This window comes from Streptomyces sp. NPDC088261, assembly GCF_044740805.1.
GTDB lineage: Bacteria > Actinomycetota > Actinomycetes > Streptomycetales > Streptomycetaceae > Streptomyces.
In genome coordinates this window covers 258,321-284,747 of record NZ_JBIURL010000001.1, presented here as the reverse complement: position 1 = coordinate 284,747, position 26,427 = coordinate 258,321, and the positions used below count along the sequence as shown (strand labels likewise).

Sequence of the window (26,427 nt, the reverse complement as noted above, 5' to 3'; positions counted from 1 at the left end):
TCATCCACACCCTGTGGACAAACCGGTCCCCGTGCGGCGGCGGCGAGGGGCGGCCCCGGCCCCCGACGCTCCGGCCGCCGACGCCCTCGCCGTCGGTCGTTCAGTTGCCGATGCCGGAGCTGCCGATTCCCGAGTTTCCGATGCCGGAGCTGCCGATGCCTGTGTTGCCGAGGCCCGCGTTGCCCACGCCCCAGTTGGCGACGCCCGAGTTGCCGACGCCGGCGTTGAAGGCGCCCGAGTTGCCCACGCCGGTGCTGAACGCACCCGAGTTACCCACGCCCGCGGGCCACATGTCGTGCGCACCGGCCACACCGGCACCACAGAGGGCCAGGGCCGCCGCGGCACCCAGCGTGGCCGTCGCACGGAGAAGAGCTGAACGCATCGTCACGTACCTCCTGATAGGGGACTGATTGCGACTATTCGCCCCTATCTCTAGCACGCTCCGGCACCCCGCCCCGCCGGATACCGGACGCGGGTCCGCATCCGTCAACCGTTTGCCCGGACGGGAAGTTCGGTGACGCCGAGCGCGAAGTCCACGTTCCCCACCCCGTGGTTGGCGAGGCCCACCGCGACCACGCCCGCTCCTTCCAGCCAGTGCGCCATTTTCAGGCCGCCGACATCGAGCGGGCGCAGCCCGAGGCTCTCGACGAACGCCGCCACGCGCGTCTTGGCCCGCGCGTCGTCGCCGGCGAGGAAGACGTCGGGCCGGCCCGTCTCCAGGACGTGACGGAAGACGGTGTTGAACGCCTTCACCACGTGGGCGCCGGCCGGGGCCGCCTTGGCGACCTCCCGCGCGATCGAGGTCTCCTCGCGATGGGCCAGCCCGTCGAACGTGGAGTTGAAGGGGTTGCTGATGTCGACGATGACCCTCCCCGCGAGCGAGTCCCCGTACTGGGCGACGGCCGGCACGACACCGTCGTACAACAGAGCCACGATGACGATGTCCCCGGCCGGGGTGGCGCCCCATTCCCCCGTCGTGGCACCGCCGCCGAGAGTCTGGGCCAGGGCGGCGGCCTTGGCCCGGTCGCGGCCCATGACCTCGACGGTGTTGCCGCCCGCCAGGGCCCGCGCGCCGAGGGTGCGGGCCATGTTCTCGGTGCCGATGATGCTGATGTCGCTCATGAGGCGTCCTGTCCTTGTGGTGCGTGGGGTGGGGTTCAGATGGCCGTGGTGCCGCCGTCCGCGACGAGTTCCATGCCGTTGACGTAGCTGGAGTCGTCGGAGGCGAGGAAGAGCGCGGCGGTGGCGATTTCGTCGGGGCGGCCCATCTCGCCCCGGGGGATGAGGGCCTCGAACTGCCGCTTGGTGGCCTCGTCGAACAGTTCCGCCTGCTTGGCGGTCGCCACCTGGCCGGGCGTCAGGACGTTGACGCGGATGCGGCGGTCCTTCAGCTCGTTGAGCCACACGCGGGCCCACGCCTGCTGGACGGCCTTGCTGCCGGCGTAGACGCTCCAGCCGGGAAAGGCGCCGAGGGAGGCGTTGGAGCCGGTCATGAGGATGGACCCGCCGTCGTTGAGGAGCGGGAGCGCCTTCTGGACGGTGAACAGGGTGCCGCGCGCGTTGAGCCAGAACGCGTCGTGGAAGTGGGCCTCGGTGATCTCGCCCAGCGGGGCGGGCGCGCCCACGCCCGCGCTGGCCCACAGCACGTCCAGGCTTCCCTTCTCCCGCTTGACGGTGTCGTACAGGCGGTCCAGGTCGTCCAGGTCGCCGGCGTCGCCCTGGACGCCGGTGACGTTGCGGCCGATCTGCTTCACGGCCTCGTCCAGGGCGTCCTGACGGCGCCCGGTGAGGAAGACGTGTGCTCCCTCGCGGACGAACAGCTTCGCTCCGGCCAGTGCCATGCCGGTGGTGCCGCCGGTGATGACCGCGACCTTGCCGTCGAGCTTTCCCACAGTGACTCCCTTGGTCCTCTGGTCCTCCGGTGATGCCGTACGCGTGCGACGGGACACCTGGAGTGGCGGCGTTACGTACACCGAACTGTGTACGTACGGTACGGGCGCCGCGACCAGGGCGCAACTATGTACACCGGTCGTTACCCTGCTGCGGTACGATGACTCCATGACGGAGTTGGAGAAGGGCCCCACGGGCAGCCGCCGCGGCCGGGGCGCCCGCGAGCGCATCCTCGGCGCGTCCCGGGAACTGTTCCGCGAGCAGGGCATCAACCGCACCGGCATGGACCAGCTCTGCGCGGCGGCCCAGGTGTCCAAGCGCACGGCCTACCAGCACTTCGCGGGCAAGGACGAACTCGTCACGGAGTACCTGCGCCGGTTCGACCCCTCCGTGCTGTCCGACGTGTTCGACCGCACCGACCTCACGCCCCGCGAACGGCTCCTCGCGGCCTTCGACATCCCGCCCACCACGCCGCTGTGCCCGTACATCGCCACCGCGGTCGAACTCCACGACCCCGAGCATCCGGCGTCGCAGTACGCGCGCGACTACAAGAAGGCCGTGGCGGTACGGCTCGCCAACGCCGCCCGCGAGGCCGGCGCCGCCGACCCGGAACAGCTCGGCGAGCAGCTGGCACTACTCCTCGACGGCGCGGCGGCCCGAAGCCGGGTCCTCAACGCCGACGCCTTCCCCACGGCCGCCGCGATGGCGGCGGTCCTCATCGACAACGCGATCCCGGCCACGGCCGGCGGAACCGGCTCCGGCACCACCCCGGCCGTTGCCGCCGACCCACGTCGTTAGCGGGAGTCCCCCGCCCCCAGGATGCGGTCGCGGGTCAGGCGGCCCGGGGTGCGGGCCCAGATCAGTTCCGCGCCTCCCGGGCGGGCCAGGACGCCGCCCGTCGCCGGGTCGCCGCACCACCACAGTTCGCCCGTCGGGCGGGGGTCCGCCGCGTGGTGGCGGCCTTGGAGGCCCACCAGGGTCAGGGCGACCGGGGCGCCCCCCGACGGGTCGTGGAGGATCACCGCCGCCGCGTGGGGGCCGTGCGGGGCCGTTTCCGCGCGGACGGCCGTCCAGGGGTGCGCCGCCAGGCGCAGACGCATCAGGCGGGCCAGGCGCAGCGCGCTCAGCCCGATCAGCAGCGGCGCCAGCGCCAGCCCGCCCATGCCCTCGGCCACCAGGTCCGCCCACTCCAGGCGCCGGGCGGTGTTCGCCAGCTCGACGACCACACCGCCGGCCGCCGTCGTCAGTCCGACGCGGAACCACATGCCCGCCCGCGAGCGGTAGCGGGCCAGTGCCTCCGCCGTCTCGGTGACGTCGAGGGCCACCTCCCCGACCGGCGTCGAACCGGGCGTCGCGTCGGGTGTCGAGTCGCGTGTCGAGTCGCGTGTCGCATCGTGCATTCGGTCGGCCCCCAGGCGTGGTACCGGCTTCGTGGCACCCGAGGCTATCGGTGGTCACCCCGTCCCAGAAGCCCCCGGAACGGAATACGTCGTCGGCAGGGTCAGCCCCCACGCCCCCGCCCGGAGCGTCCACGTCCGCGTCCGGACCGGACCGGTGACCCGGGTGTCGGCCCGGTAGCGGAAATTCGCCCCCGAGACCGTCACCGACAGCGCGCTCGCCCGCAGCGGCTCCGCCGACGCGCGCGTACGGATCACCACCTCCGCCCGCCCGCCCCGCGAGCGGACCAGGATCCCCTCCACCGGTTCGTCCAGATCGCTCAGCAGTACGCCGTCCGCCTCCACCCGCAGCCGGTACGTGTGCGCGAACGCGCCCGGCGGCGGCCGTACCAGCGTCCGGACCAGCGAGCGGCACGTGTGCCACACGGACGCCGCGCCGTGCCCACCGGCCGCCGTGTTCCCGTCACCGTCCCGCCGCCCCTCGCCGGGGTCGCGGCCGGAGCTGGAGCCGGGGCCGGAGTCGGAGCCGGTCCCGGTGCCCGTACCGGAGCCGACGCCGGCACCCGCACCCGTATCGGATCCCGAGCCCGACCCGGATCCCGAGCCCGACCCGGAACCGACCTCGCTCCCCCGACCGCCCCCCTTCGACTTCCCCTTCCCGCCCCCGCCCCCACCCCCACGCCTCGACCCCGGCAGCCCCGGAATGTGCAGATCCCCCAGCACCACCCCGTCACTGTCGTCCACCAGCAGATCCAGCCGCCGCACCACCCCGTCCAGCACCGCCCGCGCCGCCGCCACCGCGCCCGTCGGCACCCCCAGCGCCCGCGCCAGCTCCACCGACGCGCCCACCGGCACCAGCGAGAGCGCCCCGGAGGACAGCTCCCGCTCGCGGTGGAGCAGCGCGACCGTACGCAACAGCGCCCGGTCGTCGCCGATCACCACCGGCCGCCGCCCGCCCCGCCTGGCCAGCGCCCGCGCGAACTCCTCCGGCCCGTCGGGAAGGCATATCTTCACCGCCGCACCCGCGCTCAACACGTCCTTCGCGATCCGTACGGATTCGCCGTCGGTCCGGCGGGCGACCGGGTCGATGACCACCAGAAGCTGCTGCGCGCCGTTCTCGGCGGGCCCTGGAGCCGACACCTCGGTCCTTCCTCGGGTAGCATCTTTGTGCAAGAGCCCCTTGCGCTATTGCGCCAGGGGCTTCGTCTATTCCGGGGCAACCGGTTCGACGGCTCGGGCTGCGTCGTACGACGTCGTGCGATCCGCGTCTGTGATCTACGTCCAGCGGTCTCGTGCGAAGTCGTGCGATGCCGTACGGGCCGTACGGCGCAAACGCGACGTACAAAACGCCGTATGTGCGCCCCCCGACCTTGGACATGCCCCGCCCGGAAGGGGTGTACGCCTGTGCCCGCACTTGTGCTGCTCGGTGCTCAGTGGGGTGACGAAGGCAAGGGAAAGGCCACCGACCTGCTCGGTGGGTCCGTGGACTATGTCGTGCGCTATCAGGGCGGCAACAACGCCGGCCACACGGTCGTCGTCGGCGACCAGAAATACGCGCTGCATCTTCTCCCTTCCGGAATCCTCTCGCCCAGCTGTATCCCGGTGATCGGCAACGGAGTGGTAGTCGACCCGGCCGTCCTGCTCTCCGAGCTGAGCGGGCTGAACGACCGCGGTGTCGACACGTCCAAGCTGCTCATCAGTGGAAACGCTCATCTGATCACCTCGTACCACACCACCATGGACAAGGTGACGGAACGGTTCCTCGGTTCGCGGAAGATCGGCACGACGGGCCGTGGCATCGGACCGACGTACGCCGACAAGATCAACCGCGTCGGCATCCGCATCCAGGACCTGTACGACGAGTCGATCCTCATCCAGAAGGTCGACGCCGCGCTCGACTTCAAGAACCAGATCCTCGCCAAGCTCTACAACCGCCGCGCGATCGACTCCGCGAAGATCGTAGAGGAACTGCTGACGTACGCGGACCAGTTGAAGCCGTACGTCTCCGACACCACCCTGGTCCTCAACAACGCCATCGACGCGGGCAAGGTCGTCCTCTTCGAAGGCGGCCAGGGCACGCTCCTGGACGTCGACCACGGTACGTATCCCTTCGTCACGTCCTCCAACCCGACCGCCGGCGGCGCCTGCACCGGCGCGGGTGTGGGACCGACGAAGATCTCCCGGGTCATCGGGATCCTCAAGGCCTATACGACGCGCGTGGGCGCCGGACCGTTCCCGACGGAGCTGTTCGACGACGACGGCGACGCGCTGCGCCGCATCGGCGGCGAGCGGGGCGTCACGACGGGCCGCGACCGGCGGTGCGGGTGGTTCGACGCGGTGATCGCGCGGTACGCGACCCGCGTCAACGGCCTCACCGACTTCTTCCTCACGAAGCTCGACGTCCTGACCGGCTGGGAGCAGATCCCGGTGTGCGTGGCGTACGAGATCGACGGCAAGCGCGTCGAGGAACTGCCGTACAGCCAGACGGACTTCCACCACGCGAAGCCCATCTACGAAATGCTGCCCGGCTGGTCGGAGGACATCACGAAGGCGAAGTCGTTCGCCGACCTCCCGAAGAACGCACAGGCGTACGTGAAGGCCCTGGAGGAGATGTCCGGGGCCCCGATCTCGGCGATCGGCGTGGGCCCGGGCCGCACGGAGACGATCCAGATCAACTCGTTCCTGTAGGCACGGCTGCCTGACTGACGGCTGTACGTGTGGATGTACGAGTACGTGTACGACGCGGCGCTCCCGTGGCCCTTGGCGGCCAGGGGGGCGCCGCGCGTGCTTAGGCGCTCCCGGGGTTCTGTGCGCGGGCGGCGTTGAGGGTTTCCTCGACGGTGATGTCGATGATCCGGTCGCGCTCGGCGGGGTCGAGCGGGGGCGCGGGCGTCGCCGCCGCCTCCACCTGAGCGAGCCGCTGGCGTACGCGGCGGGCGACGGCGTCGGGCGTGGCGGAGGCGGCGGCGCTCCGGCCGCGGATGTCGTTGTAGACCATCCAGACGAGACTGGCGACGCTGACGACCAGGCTGCCGATGGCGACGGGGTCGCTGTACTGGTCGGGTTCGCGAGCGGTGTCGCGGGTGGCCAGGGCGGCTTCCACGTCGTCGGTCAGGTCCGGATGGTGGCGTGCGGCCAGGCGGTGGGCGGCGGCCAGGGCGCCTTGTTCGATGACGTCGATCATGAGGGCGTACTCCCCGTTGTCAGAGTCGCTGGTGGTCGGGTGGGTGAGGACGTACTCGCGTACAGCGGCGGGCAGGGGGTGACCGGTGACGGCCTGCCAGGTCTCTTCGAGGGACTTCATGCCGAGTTGGCGGGTGAAGCGGGTGAGGTGGACGGGGCCGGGGTCCGTACTCGGGTGGGGAATCTCCTCGAAGAGGGAGACACTCCTGACCGTCCACGTCAGGGCCTGCGCCGCATCCCCACGTTCCTCTGCGAGCAACCCCAACTGTGCATAGCTCGTGGCCATGCCGGGGCGTCTTTCGAGGTCCACTTCGATGGTGAGGGCTTGGTGGTACCAGTTTTCGGCTTCGTCCAGGAGTCCCCGCAGTTGGGCGACTGAGCCGAGTTGGTGGTAGGTGCCGGCCATGGCGGGGCGGTCGTTGAGGTCCGTTTGGATGGTGAGGGCTTGGTGGTACCAGTCTTCGGCTTCCTCCAGGAGTCCCCGGACTTGGGCCACGATGCCGAGTCCGTGGTAGGTGCCGGCCATGGCGGGGCGGTTGTTGAGGTCCGCGTCGATGGTGAGGGCTTGGTGGTACCAGTCTTCGGCTTCCTCCAGGAGTCCCCGCAGTTGGGCGCACGTGCCGAGTTGGTGGTAGGTGCCGGCCATGGCGGGGCGGTTGTTGAGGTCCGTCTTGATGGTGAGGGCTTGGTGGTACCAGTCTTCGGCTTCCACCAGGTGGCCCCGGACTTGGGCGACTGTGCCGAGTTGGTGGTAGATGCCGGCCATGCCGGGGCGGTCGTTGAGGTCGGTATGGATGGTGAGGGCTTGGTGGTACCAGTCTTCGGCTTCCTCCAGGAGTCCCCGTTCCTGAGCGATGATGCCGATCTGGTGGTAGGCGACGGTCATGCGGCCGAGGCGGTTCGGCGCCGCGGACTGTTCTCGCAGAGCGTGAAGGATGGCGTGGTAGGTACTTTCCGCGCGGTCGAGCCGCCCTGTGCTGCGTTCGCGGTCAGCCTGGGTTCCGGTCGCGAACAGCCACAGGGCGCCTTCTGGGGTGTCCAGGCCGGGCGGGGTGCCGTCGTTCGATTCGACGGCCAGCCGTGTCCGGTCCGACCAGGATCGAGCCTCTTCCGTCAGTCCTTGCGTTTCCCAGTACGCGTGCAACGGCTCAAGTACGGCCTGAGCGTTCTCCCAAAGGCCGTGGTCCAGAGCGAGGCCGAGCATGCTTCCGAGCATGCGCTGCTGACGGAGGATCACGGCAAACGCGAGCTGTGCGTTGCCGCTCACGATCTGTTCTCTCAGCCAGATACCGAGGGAAGCGTGGGCCCGTATGAGGGCCCGGGTAGCGGCGGAACGTTCGGTGGCGTGGGCGTGGGCGTCGGCGGAGTGGACGCGCCATTGTGCCGCCAGGTGTGCGGGAAGCGCGGGATGCAAGCGGAACATGCCCGCCCCCAGAGGTGTCAGCAACCCGAGGTCTGCCGCCCGTTGCAGAGGCTCCATCCATTGAGTGCCGATTCGGTCGCGAAAACGTTCGGGAGCCTGCTGCTTGGCAGAGAAGATACCGAGGACATCCGCCTGGGCGACCCCGTGGAAGAGGCTCAGGACGGTGAGGGCCTCCTGGTCCGCCGGGCTGAGGTGGGTGAACGAGTAGGCGATGCTCGCCGAGAGTGAGGTACGGCGGTCGCCGCCGACGCTGTCCGCGGGGAGGGCGGCTGTGCCCTGGAGGCCGTTCAGGAGGTGTTGCGCGGTGGTGGTGTCCAGGTGGGGCAAGGTCAGCCGCATGCTCAGGGGGTGGCCTTCGAGCCAGCGCATCAGGTCGGCGAACGCGGCGGTCTGCCGTTGCGCCTGGGCGGACGGGTAGGGGGCCAGGAGGTGGTGGGCGTATGCCGTGGCGTCCTCCGCCCCCAGGCCGGCCAGTTCGACGCGGCGTACGTCCGGGCCCAGCCAGCTTTCGGGGGTGCGGCTGGTGATGAGCACCGCGCTCTCGCCGCCCCCGGCGGCCACGCGGGTCAGGAAGCCGCGCATCCTGTCCTGCTCCGGCGGGGACAGGGGTGGCGTCGCCCGGCCCGGGTCCGGCATCTCTCGTACCGACTCGAAGTTGTCCCAGATCAGCAGCAGGCGGCGGGTGGCGAGGAGTTCCTCGATCGCCTCCTGGCGCTGGGCCGGGTCCAGGAGGGCGAATCTCGCGTCGAACAAGCGGTCACCGATCGCGTTGATGACCCCGTCCAGACCGAACGACGCCACCCCCGGTTCGAACGAGTGCCAGAACACCCACTCCGGGGCCTCGACACCCCCGGTGTCCCGCCACCACCGGCCGAAGGCTTTCGCCAGCTCCGTCTTGCCCGTCCCGCCGGGCCCGTGCACCACAACCACGTGTTGGAGGCGGGCCGCCACGTCGAGCGTGTAGAAGTCCGCGTCCCGCCCCACGAACTCACCCACCGGCTCCAGGTCCCGGCCCTGGCCGGCCGTCTCCGCGCCCGCCTCGGACTCCTCGCGGATGCGGGTCAGGATGTCTCCGACGGACCGTTCGGGACTCCGGGTCGTGCGCAGACGCGAGAAACGCGCCTCGCCGCGCGTGTACAGCACCGGGACCATCCAGTCCGCCAGCGGCAGCATCCCCTTCATCGACGGCCGCTTGTCGTTCAGCGTGAGCTGTACGCGGCCGGCGGTGACCGCGTCCGCCACCCGGTCACCGGCGAACAGCCGCTCGTAGAACGCCGTCATGAACTCCGCCGCCGCCACCGCGTACACGCTGTACGCCATCGCCACCACGCTCGCGCAGCCCCCGGCCAGCAGCCGTGTGGCCACCGCCGCCTCCAGCTCCGAACCGACCTGCGCGGACTGGCACGCGTTCAGTACGACGACCGGCACCTTCGCCCCGGCGAGCACCTGCGCCACCCGGCCCGCCTCGACCAGGTCGCTTCCGCCCCCCGGCTTCTCGAACGCGAGCATTCCCCGCGGGCCGGGGGACTGGTACATCACCGAGCCCCACCCCACCCCGGCTCCGGACGCCTGTCCGAAGACGCCGTGGCCGTCGAAGTGCACCACCTGGAACGGTTCTCCGGCCTCCCGCGCCTCGGTCAGCACCTCACCCAGCCGTTCCAGCGTCGGAGGCCGCAGTACGACCAGCTCCACGCTCCCGCGTACCGCCTCCAACCGCCTCAGCAACGGCCGCGCGATCATCTGGTACCCGACATCCGCCGTCCCCCCGGGCCGGGAGATCACCATCAGCACCCGCAACCGCGAACCCGGGACGTCGAACACGTCCGCCATCCCCGTGTTTTGCAGCGTGCGCGAGATCGCCACCCCGTCCAGCGCCACGGGTACCGGACGGCCGGGAGCAACCATCAGCTCCCACGGACGCCCCAACTGTTCCGCCGACTTCGACAGCAACGCGATCTCTACGGGGCCGCCTCGCGCCCGCGCCGCGACGTACGCGTCCCGGGCCGGGCCGGACCCGAACACCGCCGCGAAGACCTGTTCGCCCCACCGCGGCAGGGCTGCCGCCACGCGTGCGCCGCGTTCGCCGTACACGGCGGTGGGGAGGCGGAGGTACCGCTCCAGGTACCACCGCAAGTCGGTCAGGTCCTCGTCCGACAGCGGCCAGACCAACTCCACCGGATCCCCGGCCGGCCGCGGATACTGCTCACCCGTCGGCCACGACGACACCTGTACGAGGCCGTCGTCCCGTAAATCCACCAGCAGCCGTTCGACCATCAGCCCCGCCCCCTGCGGTGGTGCGTGCCGGAGTCAGGCCGTCCAGTTGAGGAACGTCGTCCAGGAGGCGGGGGCGACGGCGAAGGTGGGGCCGTGGGGGTTCTTGGAGTCGCGGAGGTGGATGGAGTGCGGGGTGGTGGCGACCTCGACGCACTGGCCGCCGCTGGAGCCGCTGTAGCTGGACTTGCTCCAGTCGAAGGCGACTTCGATGCACTGGCCGCCGCCGCTGTCGCTGTAGCTGGACTTGAACCACTGCATGGTGCTGCTCACTGTTGTTCTCCCGCCAACCGCTTGATGAGGCCCAGCGATTCGTCCGGGCCAAGGGCCTGTGACCGGATCCTCGCATATCGCTGGCCAAGGATGCTTACCTTTGAGGGATCGCTGATCAGCAGACTTTCCCCTTGAACCTCAAGGTAGACCAGATGCTCGTGCTCGGGAGTCTCCAGTAGTGTCATCCCGCCACGATCACCCGCATACTCGCCGCGCATCCCTCGGTTCAGCGGCATCACCTGGACCGTGACGTTGCGTCGCTGAGTCATCTCGGCAAGGTGCCATAGCTGAGCGGCCATGACCTGCTGACTGCCGATGGTTCGCATCAGCACCGCCTCTTCCACCACCAACTCAATGTGAGCCGGCGGATCGCGGTCAAACAGCGCCTGACGCGCAAGCCGGGCCTCGACAAGCTCGCGTACCCGGTGGTCAGAGAGGAACGGATACCCTCCGCCGATCAGAGCGGCGGCGTACTCCTCAGTCTGAAAGAGACCGCTGATGACGAGCGTCTCGTACATCAAGAGCCCCACTGCCTTCTGTTCCAGCAAGGCGAAGTCCTTGAACTGCTTCGGGTACTTCTCCAGCCGTAGGTCCAACCGCGCCTGCTCGAAGATTCCGCTTCCCCCGCCCAGCTCCCGCTCCAGTCCCACCAACATCTGATCGCTTGCGGGCTGTGCACACGTCTCCATCGCGCTCACCGCCGAGCCTGTGAACCCGACCTTTTTCCCCAACTCCTCCTGCGTCCAACCTTTTTGCTTACGCAGGAGTCGTGCGATGCCCGCAATAGCACGCATCGCCGCACTGACCGTTTCCTTGTTCTCCGCTCGCGCCATTGCGATCCCCTCTCGACTCAACCGGACTCAACCGGTCTCAACCGGAACCCGCTGTTTTCATCCCGTCTTCAACCACGTTCAAGCAGGTCAGGGCCGTACACAACCCTCTGGTCGTGGTGTAGAAAACGCTAGCCGGTGGACCGCACACTGTCTGTATGGATGCGAGAACTCGCCAATTAAAGGCAAGCTGGATTCCGTTTACGGGATTCCAACTTCGCAAGGCCGGGGTGCAATTCGACGCCGTACGCGTGGACGGGGACGACGGTCGTCGTCTCGCCGACGCCATGGAGGCGATCACGGCCGGGGACCCGGGCCCCATCGTCGCCGAGGCGAACGGCCGCCGGGCCGTCTACTTCTACTTACCGCCCGGAAGCACCGCGCTGCGGGCCTGGCCGCCGAAGGCGACGCGGTTCAACTCCAGTTACGGGCACGTGAGTTACGTACCCGTACCCGCGTTGAAGGGGGACACCTGGCCGCTGTCCTGGTACGTACCGCCGACCGGGCCCGACCGGTTCGTACATCCGCTGCTGCTGCTCAACACCGCCGCTCTGCTGCTCGGCGACGGTGCGACGGTGTGTCAGTGGGGCGACTAGCGAGCGGTGGCGCTCATGGGCCGAACGCCCAGGTGACCATCAGCGGGAGTTCTTCCCGCCAGAACGCGCCGCCGTGCGCGCCGGGCCGCCCGGTCATCACGACGTCCGCGCCCGCGACGCGCAGGGCGTCCGCCCAGCGCGTCGCGTTCTCGCGGAAGAACGGTTCCTGAGTGCCGGCCACGAAGTACGCGCGCGGAAGCGAGGTCGGCAGCGGGCCGGAGGGACGGTAGCCGGCGCCCGGTGACGCGCAGAGGACCGCGCTGTAGAGGTCCGGGTGGCGGAGCCCGAGGGCGAGGGCCAGTTCCCCGCCGGCGGAGACACCGAACAGCGCGGTGCGCTCGGCGGGGAGGGCGAGTCCGAGGCGTGAGCGGGTCCATCGGCGGACGTCGTGGACGAGGAAGTCCTCGTGTGCGGCGAACCGTTCCGGGTCGAAGTCCGGTGAGTACTCGTGGAGCCGCAGCGTCTCGTCGGCCGCCCGGTGCGCGCCGACGACCGCGGTGGGCGGCACGTCGGCCGCCGCCTCCAGGGCCGCGCCCCACTGCGGGACGAGCTGGCCGTCACCGCCGTACAGGACGGCCTCGGGCGGGCGCGGCGGGAGGTACGCGGTGACGTGCCGACCGCCGTCGTACCCGAGCGCCTCGGTGACGAGTTCCCCGGCGATGGACATGGTGGTCGTCATCTCCTTGTCGGCGGCCCCCCGAACGACCCTAGCGCCCGGACTCGACAACGGATGCGCGTGTCGGGGCCGCCGCACCTGAGGTCACCCGTGCCGTGGTGGGTGAGCTGTTGCGTCGGATCGGCGAGGGGGTCCGGAGCGCGTCGCGGAGATGTACGCGGTACGCCGGCCGGAACGCCTGTCCGTGTGAGGTCATCCGGGTGAGGTCTCGGCCGCGGCGGCCGTTTCCGCGCCCTCGCGGCGTATCCGCTCAGTTCCCCAGGCGCCGAGCGGTCCGAGCGCCTGGTTGAGCGTACGGCCCTGCTCGGTCAGGGAGTACTCCACGCGTGGCGGAACCTCGGCGTGGACGACCCGGTGCACGAGCCCGTCCTCCTCCATCTCGCGCAGGTGCTGCGTCAGCATCTTCTCGCTCACGCCCGGCAGACCGCGGCGGAGTTCGGCGAAGCGGCGTACGCGATGGGCCTCCAGCTCCCAGAGGATCAGGCCCTTCCACTTGCCGCTCACCACGTCGAGCGCGGCGTCGATGCCGCAGATGTAAGGCCCGCGTCTCGGCGCCTTGGCCATCGGTGATCCCCTTACTGAAAGGTAAGTACCGCAGTAAATAGTGGGTACTTCCGAGACTAGCCGCGCCCTCCGAGCATGGAGGGGTGAACGAACACCAGAACGAACACCAGAACCACCCCACCCGGCAGGGCAGCGCAGTCACCGTGATCGGGCTCGGCCCGATGGGCCGGGCGATGACGCGGACCCTCCTCACCGCCGGCCACCCGGTCACCGTCTGGAACCGCACCGCGGGCCGGGCCGACGATGTCGTCGCGGCCGGAGCGGTGCGCGCGGCGACGCCTCGCGAGGCGGTCGAGGCGAGCGACCTCGTGATCCTCAGCCTCACCGACTACCGGGCGATGTACGACATTCTCGACGGCACCCCCGACGCCGACGGCGCCATCGCGTCCCTCGCCGGCCGGACGCTGGTCAACCTCAGCTCCGACACCCCCGACCGCACGCGCGAGGCGGCCACCTGGGCGGCGGGCCATGGCGCCGCCTTCCTCAGCGGTGGGGTCATGGTCCCGGCGCCGATGGTCGGCACGGAGGCGGCCCACGTCTACTACAGCGGCCCCGGCGAGGTGGTGGAGAACCACCGGGGGGTGCTGGCACTGCTCGGCACTCCCCGGTATCTGGGCGGGGATCCGGGCCTCGCCCAGATGATGTACCAGGCCCAACTCACCGTGTTCCTGACCACCTTGTCGGGACTGATGCACGCCACCGCGATGCTGGGGACGGCGGGCATGAAGGCCAGGGAGGCGCTGCCGGAACTGCTCGCCTCCGCGGACGCGATCGGCGGCATCCTGAGGGCCGGTGAGGAGAACCCCGGCGCCGCGCTTGATGCCGGGGAGCATCCCGGCGACCTCAGTACGGTCACCATGATGGGCGCGACGGCGGACCACATCGTGGAGACGAGCGCGTCGCTGGGCCTGGACCTCTCGCTCGCCGTGGCCGTACAGGCCCACTACCGGCGCGCGATCGAGGACGGGCACGGCGGCGACAACTGGACCCGCATCATCGACAGCATCCGGGAGCCGCGCTGACCGGACTCGTGGGGCTGGCGGGTTTCCGACGGAAGTCGCGGGAGCGCGGCGGCGTCCGGTGGCCGCGCCGGTACGTTTCCCGTATGCGGAACGATCAAGGGGTGGGCTGGTTCAGCGTGGAGACCCCGTTGCCCACGGGCGGGATGCGGATAGGGGTCACGGACCAGGGCGTGGTGTCGACCGTGGCGTTCGGGGCGAGGGCCGGCGGCGACGCGGACCTGGGCGCGGAGAGCGGCCCGTACACCGGCCCGGACCTCACCACCGAGGACCGCAGAGCCGCCGCTGTCACCACCCAACTCGCCGAGTACTTCGCGGGCCGGCGAAGGGAGTTCGACCTCCCGATCGACTGGCGCGCGACCACCGGCGCCCAACAGGCCGTCCTGCGGACCCTGCACCGCACGGTCGGGTACGGCACGACGATCACGTACGGCGAACTGGGCGACCGAAGCGGGGCGTTCGAGGACGACTCCGTCGAACGCGGCCTCAGGGCCAAGACGGTGGGCTCGATCATGGGCTCGGCGCCCGTCTCCGTCCTGGTGCCGTGCCACCGGGTGGTGGCGGCGGGTGGGATCGGCGGTTACGGCGGGGGTGAGACCGGCCTGGCGACCAAGCGGTGGCTGCTGACGCTGGAGGGGGTGCTGGCGCCTACGTTGGACTGGTCGTGAGCCGGGGCGCGGTGTGTGCGGCGCGCTGACCGTACGTACGAAGGTGGGTACGTAGATAGGTACGTACGCGCGCCGCGCCGTTCCCGATTCCCGATTCCCGATTCCCGAAGGATCCTCAGCGGCGCGCGTGGCGGATCGTCAGGCGTCCGAATCCCATGGTCCCGGAGATCCGGATCGTCGGCCCGCCCGGGCGGGAGGGCAGCCGGGGTGTGTAGCGCGAGTCCTTCCAGCCGGTGCGCAGACCCTCGATGTCGACGATCGCGTCGCGAGGCACCGTGATCTTGGCCCGGCCGGTGCCGAGTTGCAGCTCTATGTCGACCACCGGATGGTCGATGACCGCCCGGGACAGGTCCAGCCGCACCCTGCCGAACGCGGACCGGACCTTGAGGCTTCGCGGTACCCGCCACACGCCGCGCCGCCGGATCCGTCCGCCGGCGGCGGCGATCGTGGACGTGGTGGCTGCCTTCTCCGCCGGGAGGGTGGCCAGCGCCGCCGTGAGTTCGCTGTGCGTCGGGACGGTGAGCACCTGGTGGAGGCGTTCGTCCAGGTCGTCGTGAGAGATGTGGCCCTCGGCGTACGCCTCTTGGAGGCGCCGTACCGCCGTGTCGCGGTCGTCTTCGGTGATGCGCGGCGGCCGGCCTTCCGGCGGAGTGGTCACTTTTTCACTGTACTGCTCTGCTCTACGGGCGAGGCGGGACGGCATCGGTGAGGAAACGGCTCTCCAGGAACTCCTCCCAGGTGCGGGTGCCGAGGTCTGTTCCGTCGAGGGAGAGGTTTCCGTCGGCCCGGTACACGCGGCCCGCCTTTCCCGGCATCCGGACGGGGAGCAGCGGTCGCTTCCTGCCGGTGACGCGCAGGTACGCGCGGATCGCGTCGGCCGACTCGTACACCTTCGGTCCCGCCAGGTCGGGGACCAGCCCGGCGGGCTTGTCCAGGGTCAGTTCCACCAGCCGGGCGGCCACCTCGCGGGAGTCGACGGGCTGGAGGCGGAGGCCCGGGACAGGGATCACGGGCAGTTTGGCCATCTTCTCCACGACGGTCAGGAGCAGGTCGTGGAACTGCGCGGCCCGCAGAACGGTCCAGGGCAGGCCGGAGGCGGTCACGGCCTCCTCGGCGGCGAGCTTGGACGTGAAGTAGCCGAGCGGGACGCGGTCGGCGGCGATGACGGAGATGAGGACGAGGTGTCTCACCCCGGCGCGGGAGGCGGCGCGCACCAGGTTCCGGGTGGCGACTTCGTCGCCTTTGGGGCCGCCGGCGAGGTGGAGGACGATCTCGGTCCCGTCGACGGCGGACTGGATGCCGTCGCCGTCCTCTCCCTTGAGGAGGTCGCCGGTGACGTACTCGACGCGGGCTCCGTCGCCCTGCGGCGGGTCGGGCTGGGGTCGGCGGCTGAGCACCCGTACGTCGTGGCCGGTGGCGCGGAGGAGGGGGAGGACGTGGCGGCCGAGGGTGCCGGTGCCGCCGGTGAGGAGGATGGGCGGGGTGGTCATGGGTCTCTCCAGTGGTCGGGTGCGGCTTTCTCCCCCCCTGTCACCTCAGCAGGTTCGGGAGGGTCTACCTCAGTGACACTCCGCGAGTGAGGGATGTGACCGATGGGCGAGGAAAAGTGGCTGACCGGGCGTTTCGAGGAGAACCGGCCGCGCCTGCGCGCGGTGGAGAACACGGACGACGGTGTACGACGATGCTCGTATGACGTTGGCCTTGGTACCCATCGACCGTGAACCGGCCGCCGCCGGTGTCGTCCTGCTGACGGGTATCCCCGGCAGCGGCAAGTCGACGGTGGCCGCCGCGCTGGCCGCCCGGCTGGGGAGGGCGGCTCATGTGGAGGTGGATGGGCTCCAGCAGATGATCGTCAGCGGCGGCCGCTGGCCGACGCCGGAGCCGGACGCCGAGGCCGACCGGCAGATCTTCCTGCGCGCCCGCAACGCGTGCCTGCTGGCGGACAGCTTCGCGGCGGCGGGCTTCGTCGCGGTGATCGACGACGTGGTGGTCCGCCGTACCCACCTGGACTTCTACCGGCGAACGCTGAGAACCCACCCGTTCCACGTGGTGATCCTGACCCCGGCCCCGGCGACCGCGTGGCAGCGCAACCAGACGAGGGCAAAGACCCTGACGACGGACTGGTCCCCGCTGGACAAGGCGATGCGCACGGAATTGGCCGGGGAGGGAACGTGGATCGACAACGCGACCCAGACGGTGGAGGAGACGGTCGAGGCGGTGCTGGGGGTGGTGGGGGCGGGGTAGGGGTGGGGTCGGGGTGGTCGGGTGCGGGTTCAGACCGAGGGGTAGTCGGGGGTGGCCGGGCTGTTGTGTGTGGCGTGGGGCCGCCCTGGTTGTTGATTGTCGCGGGGCCGGGGTGGGCGTCAAGGGCGCTCCTGCGGAGCGTCGGCTTTGCCGATTCCACTGCGTTCCACCCTTGACTCCCACCCCGGCCCCGCAAGTGCAGCTGAGGGGGGCGGCCCGGGGGAAGGTCCCCCGGTAATCCCCGGATGCGGTTGGGGTTTCGTCGCGGGCTGCGGCTCTCGGCGGGGTTTGCGCACGACTTGAATGGGGCGGTGGCGACTCGGCTTAGCGGCTGGAAGGCCGTCTGTTGGCCGGTGCGCAAGCACCGTGTCTGGGCTGAGTGGGTGGTGAGGCGGACGTGGCCGGGTGGGGCGGTTGTCGGGCCTGTTTCGGTGGGTTGTGTGCTCTGAGAGCCCGTTAACGAAACACAGGACACAAGACCGGGTGGGAAGAGCCCTCAGGAGCCCTGAAAGCTAGGGCAAATGGGGCATAACCCCCCGGTGGGGTGGGTTGCTGCGCGGCCCCGGCGGCCGACTGCCACCCACCGGCCCGTACGCGGGCCCCATGCCCGAGCTGAGTGGGTGGTGGGGCGGAATGTGTTTGCCGGGACGGCTGTCCGGCCCGTTTCGGCCGGATGTGGGTCGTCGGAGCCCCTTAATGAAACACAGGACACAAGGCCGAGAGGAAGAGACCTCCACCGGGCCTGAAAACCCACCCAAATGGGGCATATTGGCTGCCGGGATGAAAGGCCCCCGGTCCGGCCGCCGCAGTTGACCACGGATCTCAGACACGGTGCCTGCACGCCCACCAACAGACAGCCGTCAGCCGCTAAGCCCAGTCGCCACCGCCCCATTCAAGTCGTGCGCAAACCCCGCCGAAAGCCGCACCCCGCGACGAAACAGAAAGCACAAACAAGCCCCCCGGGGGGCCTTTCCCCGGGCCGCCCCCCTCTGCCTGCACTTGCGGGTCCGGGCCGGGGGTCAAGGGTTAAGCGCAGCGCAATCGGCGTAGCCGACGCGACGCAGGAGCGCCCTTGACGCCCGGACCGGACCCGCGACAATCAACAACCAGGGCGGCCCCACGCCGACCAATACAAGACCGGGTGCCCCCGACTACCCCTCGGTCTTAACCCGCACCCGCACCCGCACCCGCACCCGAACATCTCACCTCACCCCCCCTCACCCCACCACCTCCACATACCCCTCCGTCCCGTACACGCGGATCCGCTCCCCGTCCCGGATCAGTTGCGTCGCCCGTTCCACGCCCACCACCGCCGGCAGGCCGTACTCGCGAGCGATCACCGCTCCATGCGTCATCAGGCCTCCCACCTCCGTCACCAGCCCCGCGATGCCCACGAACAGCGGTGACCAGCTGGGGTCGGTGAAGGTGGTGACCAGGATGTCGCCCGCTTCGAGGTCGGCCTTCGCCATGTCGAGGACCACGCGGGCCCGGCCCTCCACCGTCCCCGCCGATACCGCCACGCCCACCAGCGCGCCGGCCGGCGCGTCGGCGCGGTGGTACGAGCCGCTCAGCGCCTCGCCGTCCGACGTCAGTACCCGGGGTGGGGTGAGTGCCCCGTACGAGCGGAAGTCGTCCTTGCGCCGGTGGATGAGTGCGGTCTCGGCCCGGTTCGAGCGCGACACATCGCGGAGTTCCTGGAAGGTGAGGAAGAAGACGTCCTCCTTCTCGGCGAGTACGCCGGCCCGCACCAGCCGGGCGGCCTCCTCCATCAGGGCCCGCTTGTAGATGAAGTAGCGGCTGACGATGCCGTACTTCGGGTACTCCCGGTACCCGATGAAGGCTCTGACCTGGTCGATCATCCGCTTCGTCTCTTCGGCCCTCCGCTCGCCGCCCTCCGGCTGGGCCCGGAGGCGGGACAGCACGTCCCGCTCCTTCTCCCGCGCCTTCCGGCGGCCCTCCTCGAAGCGGCGCCCGGCCGCCCCCGGTTCAAAGTTCCGTACGTTGTCGAGAATCGCCGGCAGGAGCGTGGCGGGGCGCTCGCTCCACCGCGGTCTGGTGATGTCGATCTCGCCCGCGCAGCGCATGCCGTACCGGTCGAGATACGCCTCGATGGCGTCCCGCGCGCCGGTCCCGCCCGGGACCTTCGCCAGCCCGTCCAGGAAACCGTCGTCCTCGGGCGCCGCCGCCGCGTCCCGCAGGAACGCCACCACCTGCGGCAGCGGGCGGATCACGTCCGCGACGTCCAGCAGGTCCAGTCCCATCTCCGACGTGATGTTGTCGGGGGCGGACAGGGTGAGAGTGTCAGCCGCGTTCTTCTCGCCCAGCCACTCCGCCAGCTTGTCGTTGAGCCACCACGTGGCCTCCATCCCCGCCATGATCGCCCGGAAGTTCAGCGGATCTCCGAGCACCCGCTTGTGCTCCTCGAAGGCCTCCAGCAGGAAGTCGAACAGCGCCGGTCCCGTCTTCGACCGGATGTCGCGCTCCAGAGCGGCGACGGACTCCTGACTGCGCGCGATCAGCTCCGCGACGATGGCGGGGTCCGGCTCGGCGGGGGCGGCCGGCCCGCCCGTGGCGGACACGCCGCGGGCCGGGGGGCCGGTGTCCGGGAGCGTCGGGACGAAGTCGCCGCGGTCGAGGACGGTTTCCAGCGCGTCCCTGACCAGCGGATCGCCCTTCCCCATGACGTCCAGCAGTGCGGCCCGGCTCGTGGGCGAGGCCAGGCGCCGCGTGACATCCACGAACAGCCGCCCTCCGGCCGTGTGCATCGGCACCATGGCGGTCAGTTGCCACATGGAGAGACCCAGGGGCCTCATCGGGTCGGTCATCATCTGCTGGTGGCCGACGGAGACGTACAGGTGGTTCTCCTGGTCACCGGCCTCGGGGATGGGGAACAGTGTGGTGATCGGCCGGCTCTGCACGATCTGGAAGTCGTCGTCGGCCAGGCACCATTCGATGTCCTGCGGACGCCCGAAGCGCGCCTCGATCCGGCGCCCGAGGTGGACGAGCCGTACGGCCTGCTCGTCCGTGAGCGCCGGTACGGCGCCGCCGGCCGACCTGGCGATCACTTCGCCGTCCCGCACGGTGAACCCGTCCGGGTTCACCAGCCCGGAGACCAGGGCGTCGCCGAGGCCGAGGCCGGCGTCCACGGTGGCGACCTTGCGGTTGCCCGTGACGGGGTCGGCGGTAAACAGAACGCCGGACGCGTCCGCGAGGACCATCCGCTGGACGACGACGGCCATGTGGACCGTACGGTGGTCGATTCCGTTGCGCCGGCGGTAGGTCACGGCCCGCTCGGTGAAGAGCGAGGCCCAGCACCGGCTGACGTGCCGCAGAATCGCTGCCGCGCCCACGACGTTCAGATACGAGTCCTGCTGCCCGGCGAAGGAGGCGGTCGGCAGGTCCTCGGCCGTGGCGCTGGAGCGGACGGCGTAGGGGACCTCGCCGTCGAGCGCGCGGGTGAGGGCGGCGGCGAGATCGCCGGGGATGACGATCTCTTCGACGGCCCGGCGGATCTCCGCGCTGAGCGCGCGGATCCCGTCCCGGTCCTCCGCGTCCAGCCGCGCGAGCCGGTCGAGGAGACCGCCCACGGCCGGCGCGACGACCTGCCGGTAGGCGTCGGTGGTCACGCAGAAACCGGCCGGCACCCGGACGCCGTCCATACGCGACAACGCGCCCAGGTGCGCACCCTTGCCCCCGACGAGGTCGACCCGGCTCTCGTCGACCTCGCGCAGATCCCACACGTACGGCCGGCTCATCGCACCCACTCCGACGCGGCCGCCGGTCCCCCACACGTCACCAACACACGCACGTCGTGCCCTCATTTCCGCAGGTAGTGGCCTTGCCCGCCGATTCTGCGCCACCCCCTGGGCCTTGCCGCAAGCCCCCCAGTGCGCTATACCTTGAGAGCGGCAAGGAGAGCGATCTCCTTGCCTTTGTCGTTTCGCCCGCACTTCCTCAGGCCGGACCCCCTCAGGCCGGGACTTCCTCAGTCCGACTTCGTGTACGTCAGTTCCTCGCCGTTTGTTGTCACCCGGCGGAGTCTGCCGTCGTCCAGGAGTGTCAGTTCGGTGGGGGTGCCCGGGGTGCAGGATGAGGCCGGTTTGCCGACTGTGACCTTTGACGGGCCGATGCTCACCGGGTCTCCGGGGGTGGGGGTGGCGGCCAGGGGGGCCTCGAAGACGCAGTGGTACGTGCCGTCCGCCGCCGGGCCGTCCGCCGTCAGGGAGAGGACCGTGTCGCCCACCTCGCCCTGGGTGATGACCAGTTGGCGGGTGCCCGTGCCCGTGGCCGTGTCGACGCCGCTGCTCCACGTGCCCAGGTACTCCTTCGGCACCTCGCCCGCCGCCGTCTCGGACGGCGAGGGGGAGGGGGAGAGGGACGGGGACGGTGAGGCGTTCGACGGGGGTTTCGGGGCGGGGCTGGTGCTCGGACTCGCCTTGTTGTCGTCCGTACCGCCACCGTCCATGAACGCGTACACCGAACCACCCGCGCCGATCGCGACGACCAGGGCCACCGCGATCAGCGCGATCGTCGCGCGCCTGCTGCGGGGCGGTGCTGGTTCTGGGGCGGGGAGTGGCGGGACCGGGGAAGGGAGCAGGGTCGGGGACGGCTGTGGTGGGCCGTACGGCGTCGCCCCGTACGGCGGGGTCGGGCCGAAGGGGGCCGACGGTGGTATCGGGGGGCCGAATCCGGGGGGTGTTTGTGTCGGGGTGGGTGTGGGTGTGGGTGTGGACGTGAGTGGCTGTGTTTGTGGCTGCGGGTATCCGTAGGGGGGTTGTGCCTGTGCCTGTGCCTCCTGCCCCACCCCCTGCACCCGCGTCGTCGGGTCCTCCTGGTTCAGCAACTCCACCGCCCCCTGGCCCAGTTGGGCCAGCAGGCCGCCCGGCAGCCACGGTTCCCCGGGCCCGGGCGAGTCCGCCGCCACCCGCGCCAGCACCTCCGCCGTCGTCGGGCGCGCCGCCGGGTCCTTCTGGAGGCAGTGGCCTATCAGCTCCCGCAGGCCGTCGGGGAGCCCGGACAGGTCCGGTTCCTCCTGCGCGATGCGGTACAGCAGCGCCGGTATCCCGCTGTCCGCCGCGCCGAACGGCTGCCGGCCCGTCGCCGCGTACAGCAGGACGGAGCCCAGGCAGAAGATGTCGCAGGCGGCCGTCACCCGGTCTCCCCGCACCTGTTCCGGTGCCATGAAGCCGGGGGAACCCATCAGCGCGCCGGTCCGCGTCAGGCCGTCCTCGCCGACCGACTCCAGCGCGCGGGCTATGCCGAAGTCGATGACGCGCGGGCCCTCGATCGTCACGAGCACGTTGGACGGCTTGAGGTCGCGGTGGATGAGCCCCGCCGCGTGGATGTCCTGGAGCGCGCGGGCGAGTCCGGACGCGAGGACGCGTACGGACGGTTCGGGCAGCGGGCCGTGCCCGGTGCCGTCCTCGCCCGAGACGATCGTCTGGAGCGTCGGCCCCGCCACGTACCCCGTCGCGACCCAGGGCACCTCCGCCTCCGTGTCGGCGTCGAGCACCGGGGCCGTCCAGGCGCCCCCGACGCGCCGCGCCGCCTCCACCTCGTGGCGGAACCGGCTGCGGAACTCGTCCTGTTCGGCCAGATCCCGCCGTACGAGCTTGACGGCGACGGTACGTCCCCGGTTCGAACGCGCCAGATACACCCGGCCCATGCCGCCCGCCCCCAGGCGTGCCAACAGCCGGTAAGAGCCGATGTGTTGCGGATCTCCTGCTACGAGTCTCTCCATGGCCGCGCGGCCCCTCCCCGAACCCGACGCACCCGACGCGCCCGATCCGTCGCGGGCCACGCCCCTGTCACGCCCTGGATCATCTCGCATGACGGGGCGGGCGTCGTCGGCTGTCCCAAGGTCGTTGGGTTCGGGGGCCTCGGCGCCCTCGGGGCGGAGGGCGCCGAGAATCCGTGGGTCAGCCCCGTGCCGTCACTCCGGCCACGCCGAGTTCTCGATCACCTCGACGAAGTCCGTACGGACGAAGCCCGGCGAGAAGTGCGCCAGCACGTCCGCCTTCACGTTCCCGAAGGCCGTCTGCGGGCGGTGTTCGATGCCCTCCGTGAACGCCTGGAGGATCCGCCGCTTGAAGTCCCGCCTCGGGTGCGCCGCCACGACCTCGTCCCTGACCTCCTGGGGTACGACGTCCAGCCCCATCCCCAGGACGTCGAACTCGACCCCCGCCGTCACCAGCGCCACCTCCGGCTCCATGTGGCCGGGGATCTCCGGTGTCGTGTGCAGCGCGATCGCGGTCCACGCGATCCGCGCGCTGTCCTGGGGGAGGCCGTGCCGCAGCAGGAAGTCGCGGGCCGCGTCGGCGCCGTCGATCTCGAACCGTTGCTGGGAGGTGCGGTAGCCCGGCGTCAGCCCGAGGTCGTGGAACATCGCGCCGACGTACAGCAGCTCGGGGTCGTACGACAGCCCGCGCCGCCGCCCCTGGAGCGAGCCGAACAGGAAGACGCGGCGGGAGTGGTCGTACAGCAGCGGGCTCGCCGTGTCCCTGACCAGCTCCGTGGCTTCCTTGGCGAGCGCGCTGTCGGGGATCTCGACGCCGGCGACGGTCTCGGGCATGGCGGGGTTCCTTTTCCTGGGGGCTTCCGGGGGCTTCCTGGGGTGGCGCTGCTTCCGGCTTCCACTCTCGGGCCGGACGCCCGTGCCCCGCCATGTCTACCGAGACGTACACCCCACACATCCAGACACGGAACCCGGCTACCGTGGCCGTATGGGAGCCATGAGACCTGGACAGCGGCCTGGCGGGCGGCGCCCCGCGCCCCGCGCCGTCGTCGTGTTCGTCTACGACGGCGTTCGGCTGATGGATGTCGCCGCGCCGCTGGAGGTGTTCGCCACGGCGGCCGGGCTGGGGGGTTCGTACGCGCTGACCGTCTGTTCGGCCGACGGCGCTCCCGTCATCACGTCCACCGGGACCCGGCTGCACGCCGACGCGGCCGTGGGGCAGATCGGGGAGGTCCACACCGTGGTCGTCCCGGGCTCCGACGACCTGCCGCACCACCCGCCGCCGGACGGGCTCCTCGACGCGGTCGCCTTCCTGGCCGGGCGGTCCGCGCGGGTCGCGTCCGTCTGTACGGGCGCGTTCGCGCTGGCCGCGGCGGGGCTGCTGGACGGGCGGCGCGCCACGACGCACTGGCGGCACGCGGCGGTCCTGGCCCGGCGCCACCCGGCGGTGACCGTGGACCCGGACGCGATCTTCGTACGGGACGGGCACACGTACACCTCGGCGGGCGTCACCGCGGGCATCGACCTCGCGCTGGCGCTGGTGGAGGACGACGAGGGCGCGGATCTGGCGCGCGAGGTGGCGCGGGACCTGGTGGTGTTCCTGCGGCGGCCGGGCGGGCAGTCGCAGTTCTCGGTCGCGGCCCGTACGCCGAGCCCGCGGCACGACGTGCTGCGCGGGCTGCTGGACGCGGTCGCGGGGGATCCGGCCGCCGACCACTCGCTGGCGGCGCTGGCGCGGCGCGGGGGGCTGAGCGCGCGGCACCTCACGCGGTTGTTCAACGAGCAGGTGGGCAGTACGCCGGCCGCGTACGTGGAGTCCGTACGGCTGGAGGCGGCGCAGGCGCTGCTGGAGGCGGGGGAGACGGTGACGGGGGCGGCGCGGCGGAGCGGGCTGGGGAGTGACGAGTCGCTGCGGCGGGTGTTCCTGCGGCATCTGGGGGTGACGCCGTCGGCGTACCGGGCGCGGTTCCGTACGGCGGGGACGGGGGTGACGGGTACGGGGAGCGCGACGGTGGTCCGTAGCCGCTGACGGCGGCCCTCCGGCCCCCGGACCCCGTTCGACACCCTGCCCAGCAAAGTGGCCGACTCCATACAGGGTGGCCATACCGTCCCCCACCTGCGCCTCCCTACCCTGGGCCGCATGACCCCTCCTCTGGACCCGCAGGCCGTCCCGCACGTCGGCCCGCAGGCCGTCCCGCACATCGGCCCGCACGTCGACCCGCAGGCCGGCGCGGCCGTGAAAGCCGCCGACCGCGCGCACGTGTTCCACTCCTGGTCCGCCCAGGAGCTGATCGATCCGCTCGCCGTCGCCGGCGCCGAGGGCTCGTACTTCTGGGACTACGACGGCAACCGCTACCTCGACTTCACCAGCGGCCTCGTCTTCACCAACATCGGCTACCAGCACCCCACCGTCGTCGCCGCGATCCAGGAGCAGGCGGCCCGCCTCACCACCTTCGCGCCCGCCTTCGCGATCGACGTGCGGTCCGAGGCGGCGCGCCTCATCGCCGCCCGTACCCCCGGCGACCTCGACAAGATCTTCTTCACCAACGGGGGCGCCGAGGCCGTCGAGAACGCCGTCCGGATGGCCCGGCTGCACACCGGCCGCCCGAAGGTGCTGTCGGCGTACCGCTCGTACCACGGCGGTACGAACACCGCGATCAACGTGACCGGCGACCCCCGCCGCTGGGCGTCGGACACCGGCACCGCCGGGGTCGTGCACTTCTGGGCGCCGTTCCTCTACCGCTCCCCCTTCTACGCCTCGACGGAGGCCGAGGAGTGCGAGCGCGCGCTGGAGCACCTGGAGTCGACCCTCGCCTTCGAGGGGCCCGCGACCGTCGCCGCGATCATCCTGGAGACCATCCCGGGCACGGCCGGGGTGATGACGCCGCCGCCCGGCTATCTCGCGGGGGTGCGCGAGATCTGCGACCGGTACGGGATCGTCTTCGTCCTGGACGAGGTGATGGCGGGGTTCGGCCGTACGGGGAAGTGGTTCGCGGCCGACCACTTCGACGTCGTACCGGACCTGCTGACCTTCGCGAAGGGCGTGAACTCCGGTTACGTACCCCTCGGCGGGGTCGCGATCTCGGCGGCCATCGCGGAGACCTTCGCGACCCGCCCGTACCCCGGCGGTCTCACGTACTCCGGGCACCCGCTGGCCTGCGCGGCGGCCGTCGCCACGCTTCGGGTGATGGAGGACGAGAAGGTCGTCGAGCACGCGGCGCACATCGGCGCGACCGTCCTCGGCCCGGGGCTGCGCGAGCTGGCGGAGCGTCATCCGTCGGTGGGCGAGGTGCGCGGTACGGGGGTGTTCTGGGCGCTGGATCTGGTACGGAACCGGGAGACGCGCGAGCCGCTCGTCCCGTACAACGCGACGGGTGAGGCGAACGCGCCCATGGCGGCCTTCGCCGCCGCCTGCAAGAAGGACGGCCTGTGGCCCTTCGTGAACATGAACCGTACGCACGCCGTCCCCGCCTGCAACGTCACGGAGGCGGAGGCGAAGGAGGGGCTGGCCGTCCTGGACACGGCGCTGGCGGTGGCGGACGCGTACACGGTGTGAACGAGTCCACGGAGCAGCGGCTGGGAACGAACCGCCCGCGCTGAGGGAGCGTCAGGCGGGCGGAACATATAGGTATGGTGCGTTATGTGAGAACACTCGGTCG

At 70.9% G+C, this 26,427-nt stretch carries 23 protein-coding genes; 8 read left to right on the top strand and 15 right to left on the bottom strand.

Features of this window, described 5'->3' with window-relative positions:
- Nucleotides 1-100: 100 nt before the first annotated feature.
- The 3 genes from ACIODU_RS01190 to ACIODU_RS01180 all read right to left on the bottom strand — a co-directional run bounded on the left by ACIODU_RS01190 (nucleotide 101) and on the right by ACIODU_RS01180 (nucleotide 1,892).
- Nucleotides 101-382, bottom strand: a complete 282-nt coding sequence (locus tag ACIODU_RS01190; RefSeq protein WP_356418713.1) for a hypothetical protein — start codon at nucleotides 380-382, stop codon at nucleotides 101-103.
- Nucleotides 383-486: 104 nt separating this feature from the next.
- The gene (locus tag ACIODU_RS01185) at nucleotides 487-1,122 is read right to left on the bottom strand and encodes an NADPH-dependent F420 reductase (protein WP_401762508.1); all 636 of its coding nucleotides are present in this window, start codon (nucleotides 1,120-1,122) and stop codon (nucleotides 487-489) included.
- A gap of 35 nt (nucleotides 1,123-1,157) precedes the next feature.
- Nucleotides 1,158-1,892, bottom strand: coding sequence for an SDR family oxidoreductase (locus ACIODU_RS01180; RefSeq protein ID WP_356418718.1), 735 nt, complete (start codon nucleotides 1,890-1,892; stop codon nucleotides 1,158-1,160).
- A gap of 166 nt (nucleotides 1,893-2,058) precedes the next feature.
- Between ACIODU_RS01180 and ACIODU_RS01175 the strand changes: the two genes are divergently transcribed.
- Nucleotides 2,059-2,688 carry a TetR/AcrR family transcriptional regulator gene (locus ACIODU_RS01175; RefSeq protein ID WP_401762505.1) on the top strand — a complete coding sequence of 210 codons (630 nt, stop codon included), beginning with the start codon at nucleotides 2,059-2,061 and terminating at the stop codon, nucleotides 2,686-2,688.
- On the opposite strand, the gene ACIODU_RS01170 is transcribed toward ACIODU_RS01175, so the two are convergent.
- Together ACIODU_RS01170 and ACIODU_RS01165 are read right to left on the bottom strand one after the other, a co-directional pair.
- Nucleotides 2,685-3,290, bottom strand: a complete 606-nt coding sequence (locus ACIODU_RS01170; RefSeq protein ID WP_401762502.1) for a hypothetical protein — start codon at nucleotides 3,288-3,290, stop codon at nucleotides 2,685-2,687. The two genes, ACIODU_RS01175 and ACIODU_RS01170, sit on opposite strands and share 4 nt — an antisense overlap.
- 54 nt (nucleotides 3,291-3,344) lie before the next feature.
- Complete coding sequence (locus ACIODU_RS01165) at nucleotides 3,345-4,427, bottom strand: diacylglycerol kinase (protein WP_401762499.1); 1,083 nt, start codon at nucleotides 4,425-4,427, stop codon at nucleotides 3,345-3,347.
- A gap of 264 nt (nucleotides 4,428-4,691) precedes the next feature.
- Here ACIODU_RS01165 and ACIODU_RS01160 point away from each other — a divergent pair, with 264 nt between their 5' ends.
- Entirely contained in the window at nucleotides 4,692-5,975 is a 1,284-nt protein-coding gene (locus tag ACIODU_RS01160; RefSeq protein WP_401762496.1) for an adenylosuccinate synthase, read from the top strand.
- A 100-nt stretch (nucleotides 5,976-6,075) separates the two neighbouring features.
- Here ACIODU_RS01160 and ACIODU_RS01155 read toward each other — a convergent pair whose 3' ends face one another.
- Genes ACIODU_RS01155 through ACIODU_RS01145 form a run of 3 tightly spaced genes read right to left on the bottom strand, consistent with a single transcriptional unit; the run spans nucleotide 6,076 to nucleotide 11,270 of the window.
- Nucleotides 6,076-10,167 (bottom strand): tetratricopeptide repeat protein, encoded by a 4,092-nt coding sequence (locus ACIODU_RS01155; protein WP_401762493.1) that lies wholly within the window; start codon nucleotides 10,165-10,167, stop codon nucleotides 6,076-6,078.
- A gap of 33 nt (nucleotides 10,168-10,200) precedes the next feature.
- Nucleotides 10,201-10,437, bottom strand: coding sequence for a DUF397 domain-containing protein (locus ACIODU_RS01150; protein WP_401762490.1), 237 nt, complete (start codon nucleotides 10,435-10,437; stop codon nucleotides 10,201-10,203).
- Nucleotides 10,434-11,270: a Scr1 family TA system antitoxin-like transcriptional regulator gene (locus ACIODU_RS01145; RefSeq protein ID WP_401762488.1), complete on the bottom strand. Its 837-nt coding sequence runs from the start codon at nucleotides 11,268-11,270 to the stop codon at nucleotides 10,434-10,436. Before ACIODU_RS01145 ends, ACIODU_RS01150 begins: the two co-directional genes overlap by 4 nt.
- A 155-nt stretch (nucleotides 11,271-11,425) precedes the next feature.
- On the opposite strand from ACIODU_RS01145, the gene ACIODU_RS01140 reads away from it, so the two are divergent.
- Nucleotides 11,426-11,863: a hypothetical protein gene (locus tag ACIODU_RS01140; protein WP_401762485.1), complete on the top strand. Its 438-nt coding sequence runs from the start codon at nucleotides 11,426-11,428 to the stop codon at nucleotides 11,861-11,863.
- Between the two features lie 13 nt (nucleotides 11,864-11,876).
- Here ACIODU_RS01140 and ACIODU_RS01135 read toward each other — a convergent pair whose 3' ends face one another.
- Together ACIODU_RS01135 and ACIODU_RS01130 are read right to left on the bottom strand one after the other, a co-directional pair.
- Nucleotides 11,877-12,542: an alpha/beta hydrolase gene (locus ACIODU_RS01135; protein WP_401762483.1), complete on the bottom strand. Its 666-nt coding sequence runs from the start codon at nucleotides 12,540-12,542 to the stop codon at nucleotides 11,877-11,879.
- 189 nt (nucleotides 12,543-12,731) lie between these two features.
- Nucleotides 12,732-13,103 carry a winged helix-turn-helix transcriptional regulator gene (locus ACIODU_RS01130; protein WP_401762481.1) on the bottom strand — a complete coding sequence of 124 codons (372 nt, stop codon included), beginning with the start codon at nucleotides 13,101-13,103 and terminating at the stop codon, nucleotides 12,732-12,734.
- 83 nt (nucleotides 13,104-13,186) lie between these two features.
- Between ACIODU_RS01130 and ACIODU_RS01125 the strand changes: the two genes are divergently transcribed.
- On the top strand, nucleotides 13,187-14,125 hold the full coding sequence (locus ACIODU_RS01125; protein ID WP_401762478.1) for an NAD(P)-dependent oxidoreductase: 939 nt from the start codon (nucleotides 13,187-13,189) through the stop codon (nucleotides 14,123-14,125).
- A gap of 83 nt (nucleotides 14,126-14,208) precedes the next feature.
- The gene (locus ACIODU_RS01120; RefSeq protein WP_401762476.1) at nucleotides 14,209-14,790 is read left to right on the top strand and encodes a methylated-DNA--[protein]-cysteine S-methyltransferase; all 582 of its coding nucleotides are present in this window, start codon (nucleotides 14,209-14,211) and stop codon (nucleotides 14,788-14,790) included.
- Nucleotides 14,791-14,905: 115 nt separating this feature from the next.
- Here the strand turns inward: ACIODU_RS01120 and ACIODU_RS01115 are convergent, their stop codons facing one another.
- Together ACIODU_RS01115 and ACIODU_RS01110 are read right to left on the bottom strand one after the other, a co-directional pair.
- Complete coding sequence (locus ACIODU_RS01115; protein ID WP_401762473.1) at nucleotides 14,906-15,448, bottom strand: DUF1707 domain-containing protein; 543 nt, start codon at nucleotides 15,446-15,448, stop codon at nucleotides 14,906-14,908.
- A gap of 22 nt (nucleotides 15,449-15,470) precedes the next feature.
- Nucleotides 15,471-16,280 carry an SDR family oxidoreductase gene (locus ACIODU_RS01110; RefSeq protein WP_401762470.1) on the bottom strand — a complete coding sequence of 270 codons (810 nt, stop codon included), beginning with the start codon at nucleotides 16,278-16,280 and terminating at the stop codon, nucleotides 15,471-15,473.
- Nucleotides 16,281-16,479: 199 nt separating this feature from the next.
- Between ACIODU_RS01110 and ACIODU_RS01105 the strand changes: the two genes are divergently transcribed.
- Entirely contained in the window at nucleotides 16,480-17,034 is a 555-nt protein-coding gene (locus ACIODU_RS01105) for an AAA family ATPase (RefSeq protein WP_401762467.1), read from the top strand.
- A gap of 1,217 nt (nucleotides 17,035-18,251) precedes the next feature.
- Here the strand turns inward: ACIODU_RS01105 and rph are convergent.
- From rph to ACIODU_RS01090, 3 genes are all read right to left on the bottom strand, one after another.
- On the bottom strand, nucleotides 18,252-20,789 hold the full coding sequence (gene rph, locus ACIODU_RS01100; RefSeq protein WP_401762464.1) for a rifamycin-inactivating phosphotransferase: 2,538 nt from the start codon (nucleotides 20,787-20,789) through the stop codon (nucleotides 18,252-18,254).
- A gap of 230 nt (nucleotides 20,790-21,019) precedes the next feature.
- On the bottom strand, nucleotides 21,020-22,774 hold the full coding sequence (locus ACIODU_RS01095; protein ID WP_401762461.1) for a serine/threonine-protein kinase: 1,755 nt from the start codon (nucleotides 22,772-22,774) through the stop codon (nucleotides 21,020-21,022).
- 192 nt (nucleotides 22,775-22,966) lie between these two features.
- Nucleotides 22,967-23,605 carry an HD domain-containing protein gene (locus tag ACIODU_RS01090; protein ID WP_401762458.1) on the bottom strand — a complete coding sequence of 213 codons (639 nt, stop codon included), beginning with the start codon at nucleotides 23,603-23,605 and terminating at the stop codon, nucleotides 22,967-22,969.
- Between the two features lie 151 nt (nucleotides 23,606-23,756).
- On the opposite strand from ACIODU_RS01090, the gene ACIODU_RS01085 reads away from it, so the two are divergent.
- Together ACIODU_RS01085 and ACIODU_RS01080 are read left to right on the top strand one after the other, a co-directional pair.
- A complete protein-coding gene (locus ACIODU_RS01085) occupies nucleotides 23,757-24,797 on the top strand; it encodes a GlxA family transcriptional regulator (protein WP_401762455.1) in 1,041 nt (346 codons plus the stop codon).
- Between the two features lie 111 nt (nucleotides 24,798-24,908).
- A complete protein-coding gene (locus ACIODU_RS01080) occupies nucleotides 24,909-26,324 on the top strand; it encodes an aspartate aminotransferase family protein (protein ID WP_401762453.1) in 1,416 nt (471 codons plus the stop codon).
- Nucleotides 26,325-26,427 lie beyond the last annotated feature (103 nt).

Bases quoted from the DNA above. Each gene is read 5' to 3' on its own strand.
- ACIODU_RS01080 (WP_401762453.1), top strand. From the start codon at position 24,909: ATGACCCCTCCTCTGGACCCGCAGGCCGTCCCGCACGTCGGCCCGCAG.
- ACIODU_RS01120 (WP_401762476.1), top strand. From the start codon at position 14,209: ATGCGGAACGATCAAGGGGTGGGCTGGTTCAGCGTGGAGACCCCGTTG.
- ACIODU_RS01135 (WP_401762483.1), bottom strand. From the start codon at position 12,542: ATGACGACCACCATGTCCATCGCCGGGGAACTCGTCACCGAGGCGCTC.
- ACIODU_RS01085 (WP_401762455.1), top strand. From the start codon at position 23,757: ATGGGAGCCATGAGACCTGGACAGCGGCCTGGCGGGCGGCGCCCCGCG.
- rph (WP_401762464.1), bottom strand. From the start codon at position 20,789: ATGAGCCGGCCGTACGTGTGGGATCTGCGCGAGGTCGACGAGAGCCGG.
- ACIODU_RS01130 (WP_401762481.1), bottom strand. From the start codon at position 13,103: ATGGCCAAGGCGCCGAGACGCGGGCCTTACATCTGCGGCATCGACGCC.
- ACIODU_RS01170 (WP_401762502.1), bottom strand. From the start codon at position 3,290: ATGCACGATGCGACACGCGACTCGACACGCGACTCGACACCCGACGCG.
- ACIODU_RS01090 (WP_401762458.1), bottom strand. From the start codon at position 23,605: ATGCCCGAGACCGTCGCCGGCGTCGAGATCCCCGACAGCGCGCTCGCC.
- ACIODU_RS01095 (WP_401762461.1), bottom strand. From the start codon at position 22,774: ATGGAGAGACTCGTAGCAGGAGATCCGCAACACATCGGCTCTTACCGG.
- ACIODU_RS01185 (WP_401762508.1), bottom strand. From the start codon at position 1,122: ATGAGCGACATCAGCATCATCGGCACCGAGAACATGGCCCGCACCCTC.
- ACIODU_RS01105 (WP_401762467.1), top strand. From the start codon at position 16,480: ATGACGTTGGCCTTGGTACCCATCGACCGTGAACCGGCCGCCGCCGGT.
- ACIODU_RS01145 (WP_401762488.1), bottom strand. From the start codon at position 11,270: ATGGCGCGAGCGGAGAACAAGGAAACGGTCAGTGCGGCGATGCGTGCT.
- ACIODU_RS01175 (WP_401762505.1), top strand. From the start codon at position 2,059: ATGACGGAGTTGGAGAAGGGCCCCACGGGCAGCCGCCGCGGCCGGGGC.
- ACIODU_RS01190 (WP_356418713.1), bottom strand. From the start codon at position 382: ATGCGTTCAGCTCTTCTCCGTGCGACGGCCACGCTGGGTGCCGCGGCG.
- ACIODU_RS01110 (WP_401762470.1), bottom strand. From the start codon at position 16,280: ATGACCACCCCGCCCATCCTCCTCACCGGCGGCACCGGCACCCTCGGC.
- ACIODU_RS01155 (WP_401762493.1), bottom strand. From the start codon at position 10,167: ATGGTCGAACGGCTGCTGGTGGATTTACGGGACGACGGCCTCGTACAG.
- ACIODU_RS01140 (WP_401762485.1), top strand. From the start codon at position 11,426: ATGGATGCGAGAACTCGCCAATTAAAGGCAAGCTGGATTCCGTTTACG.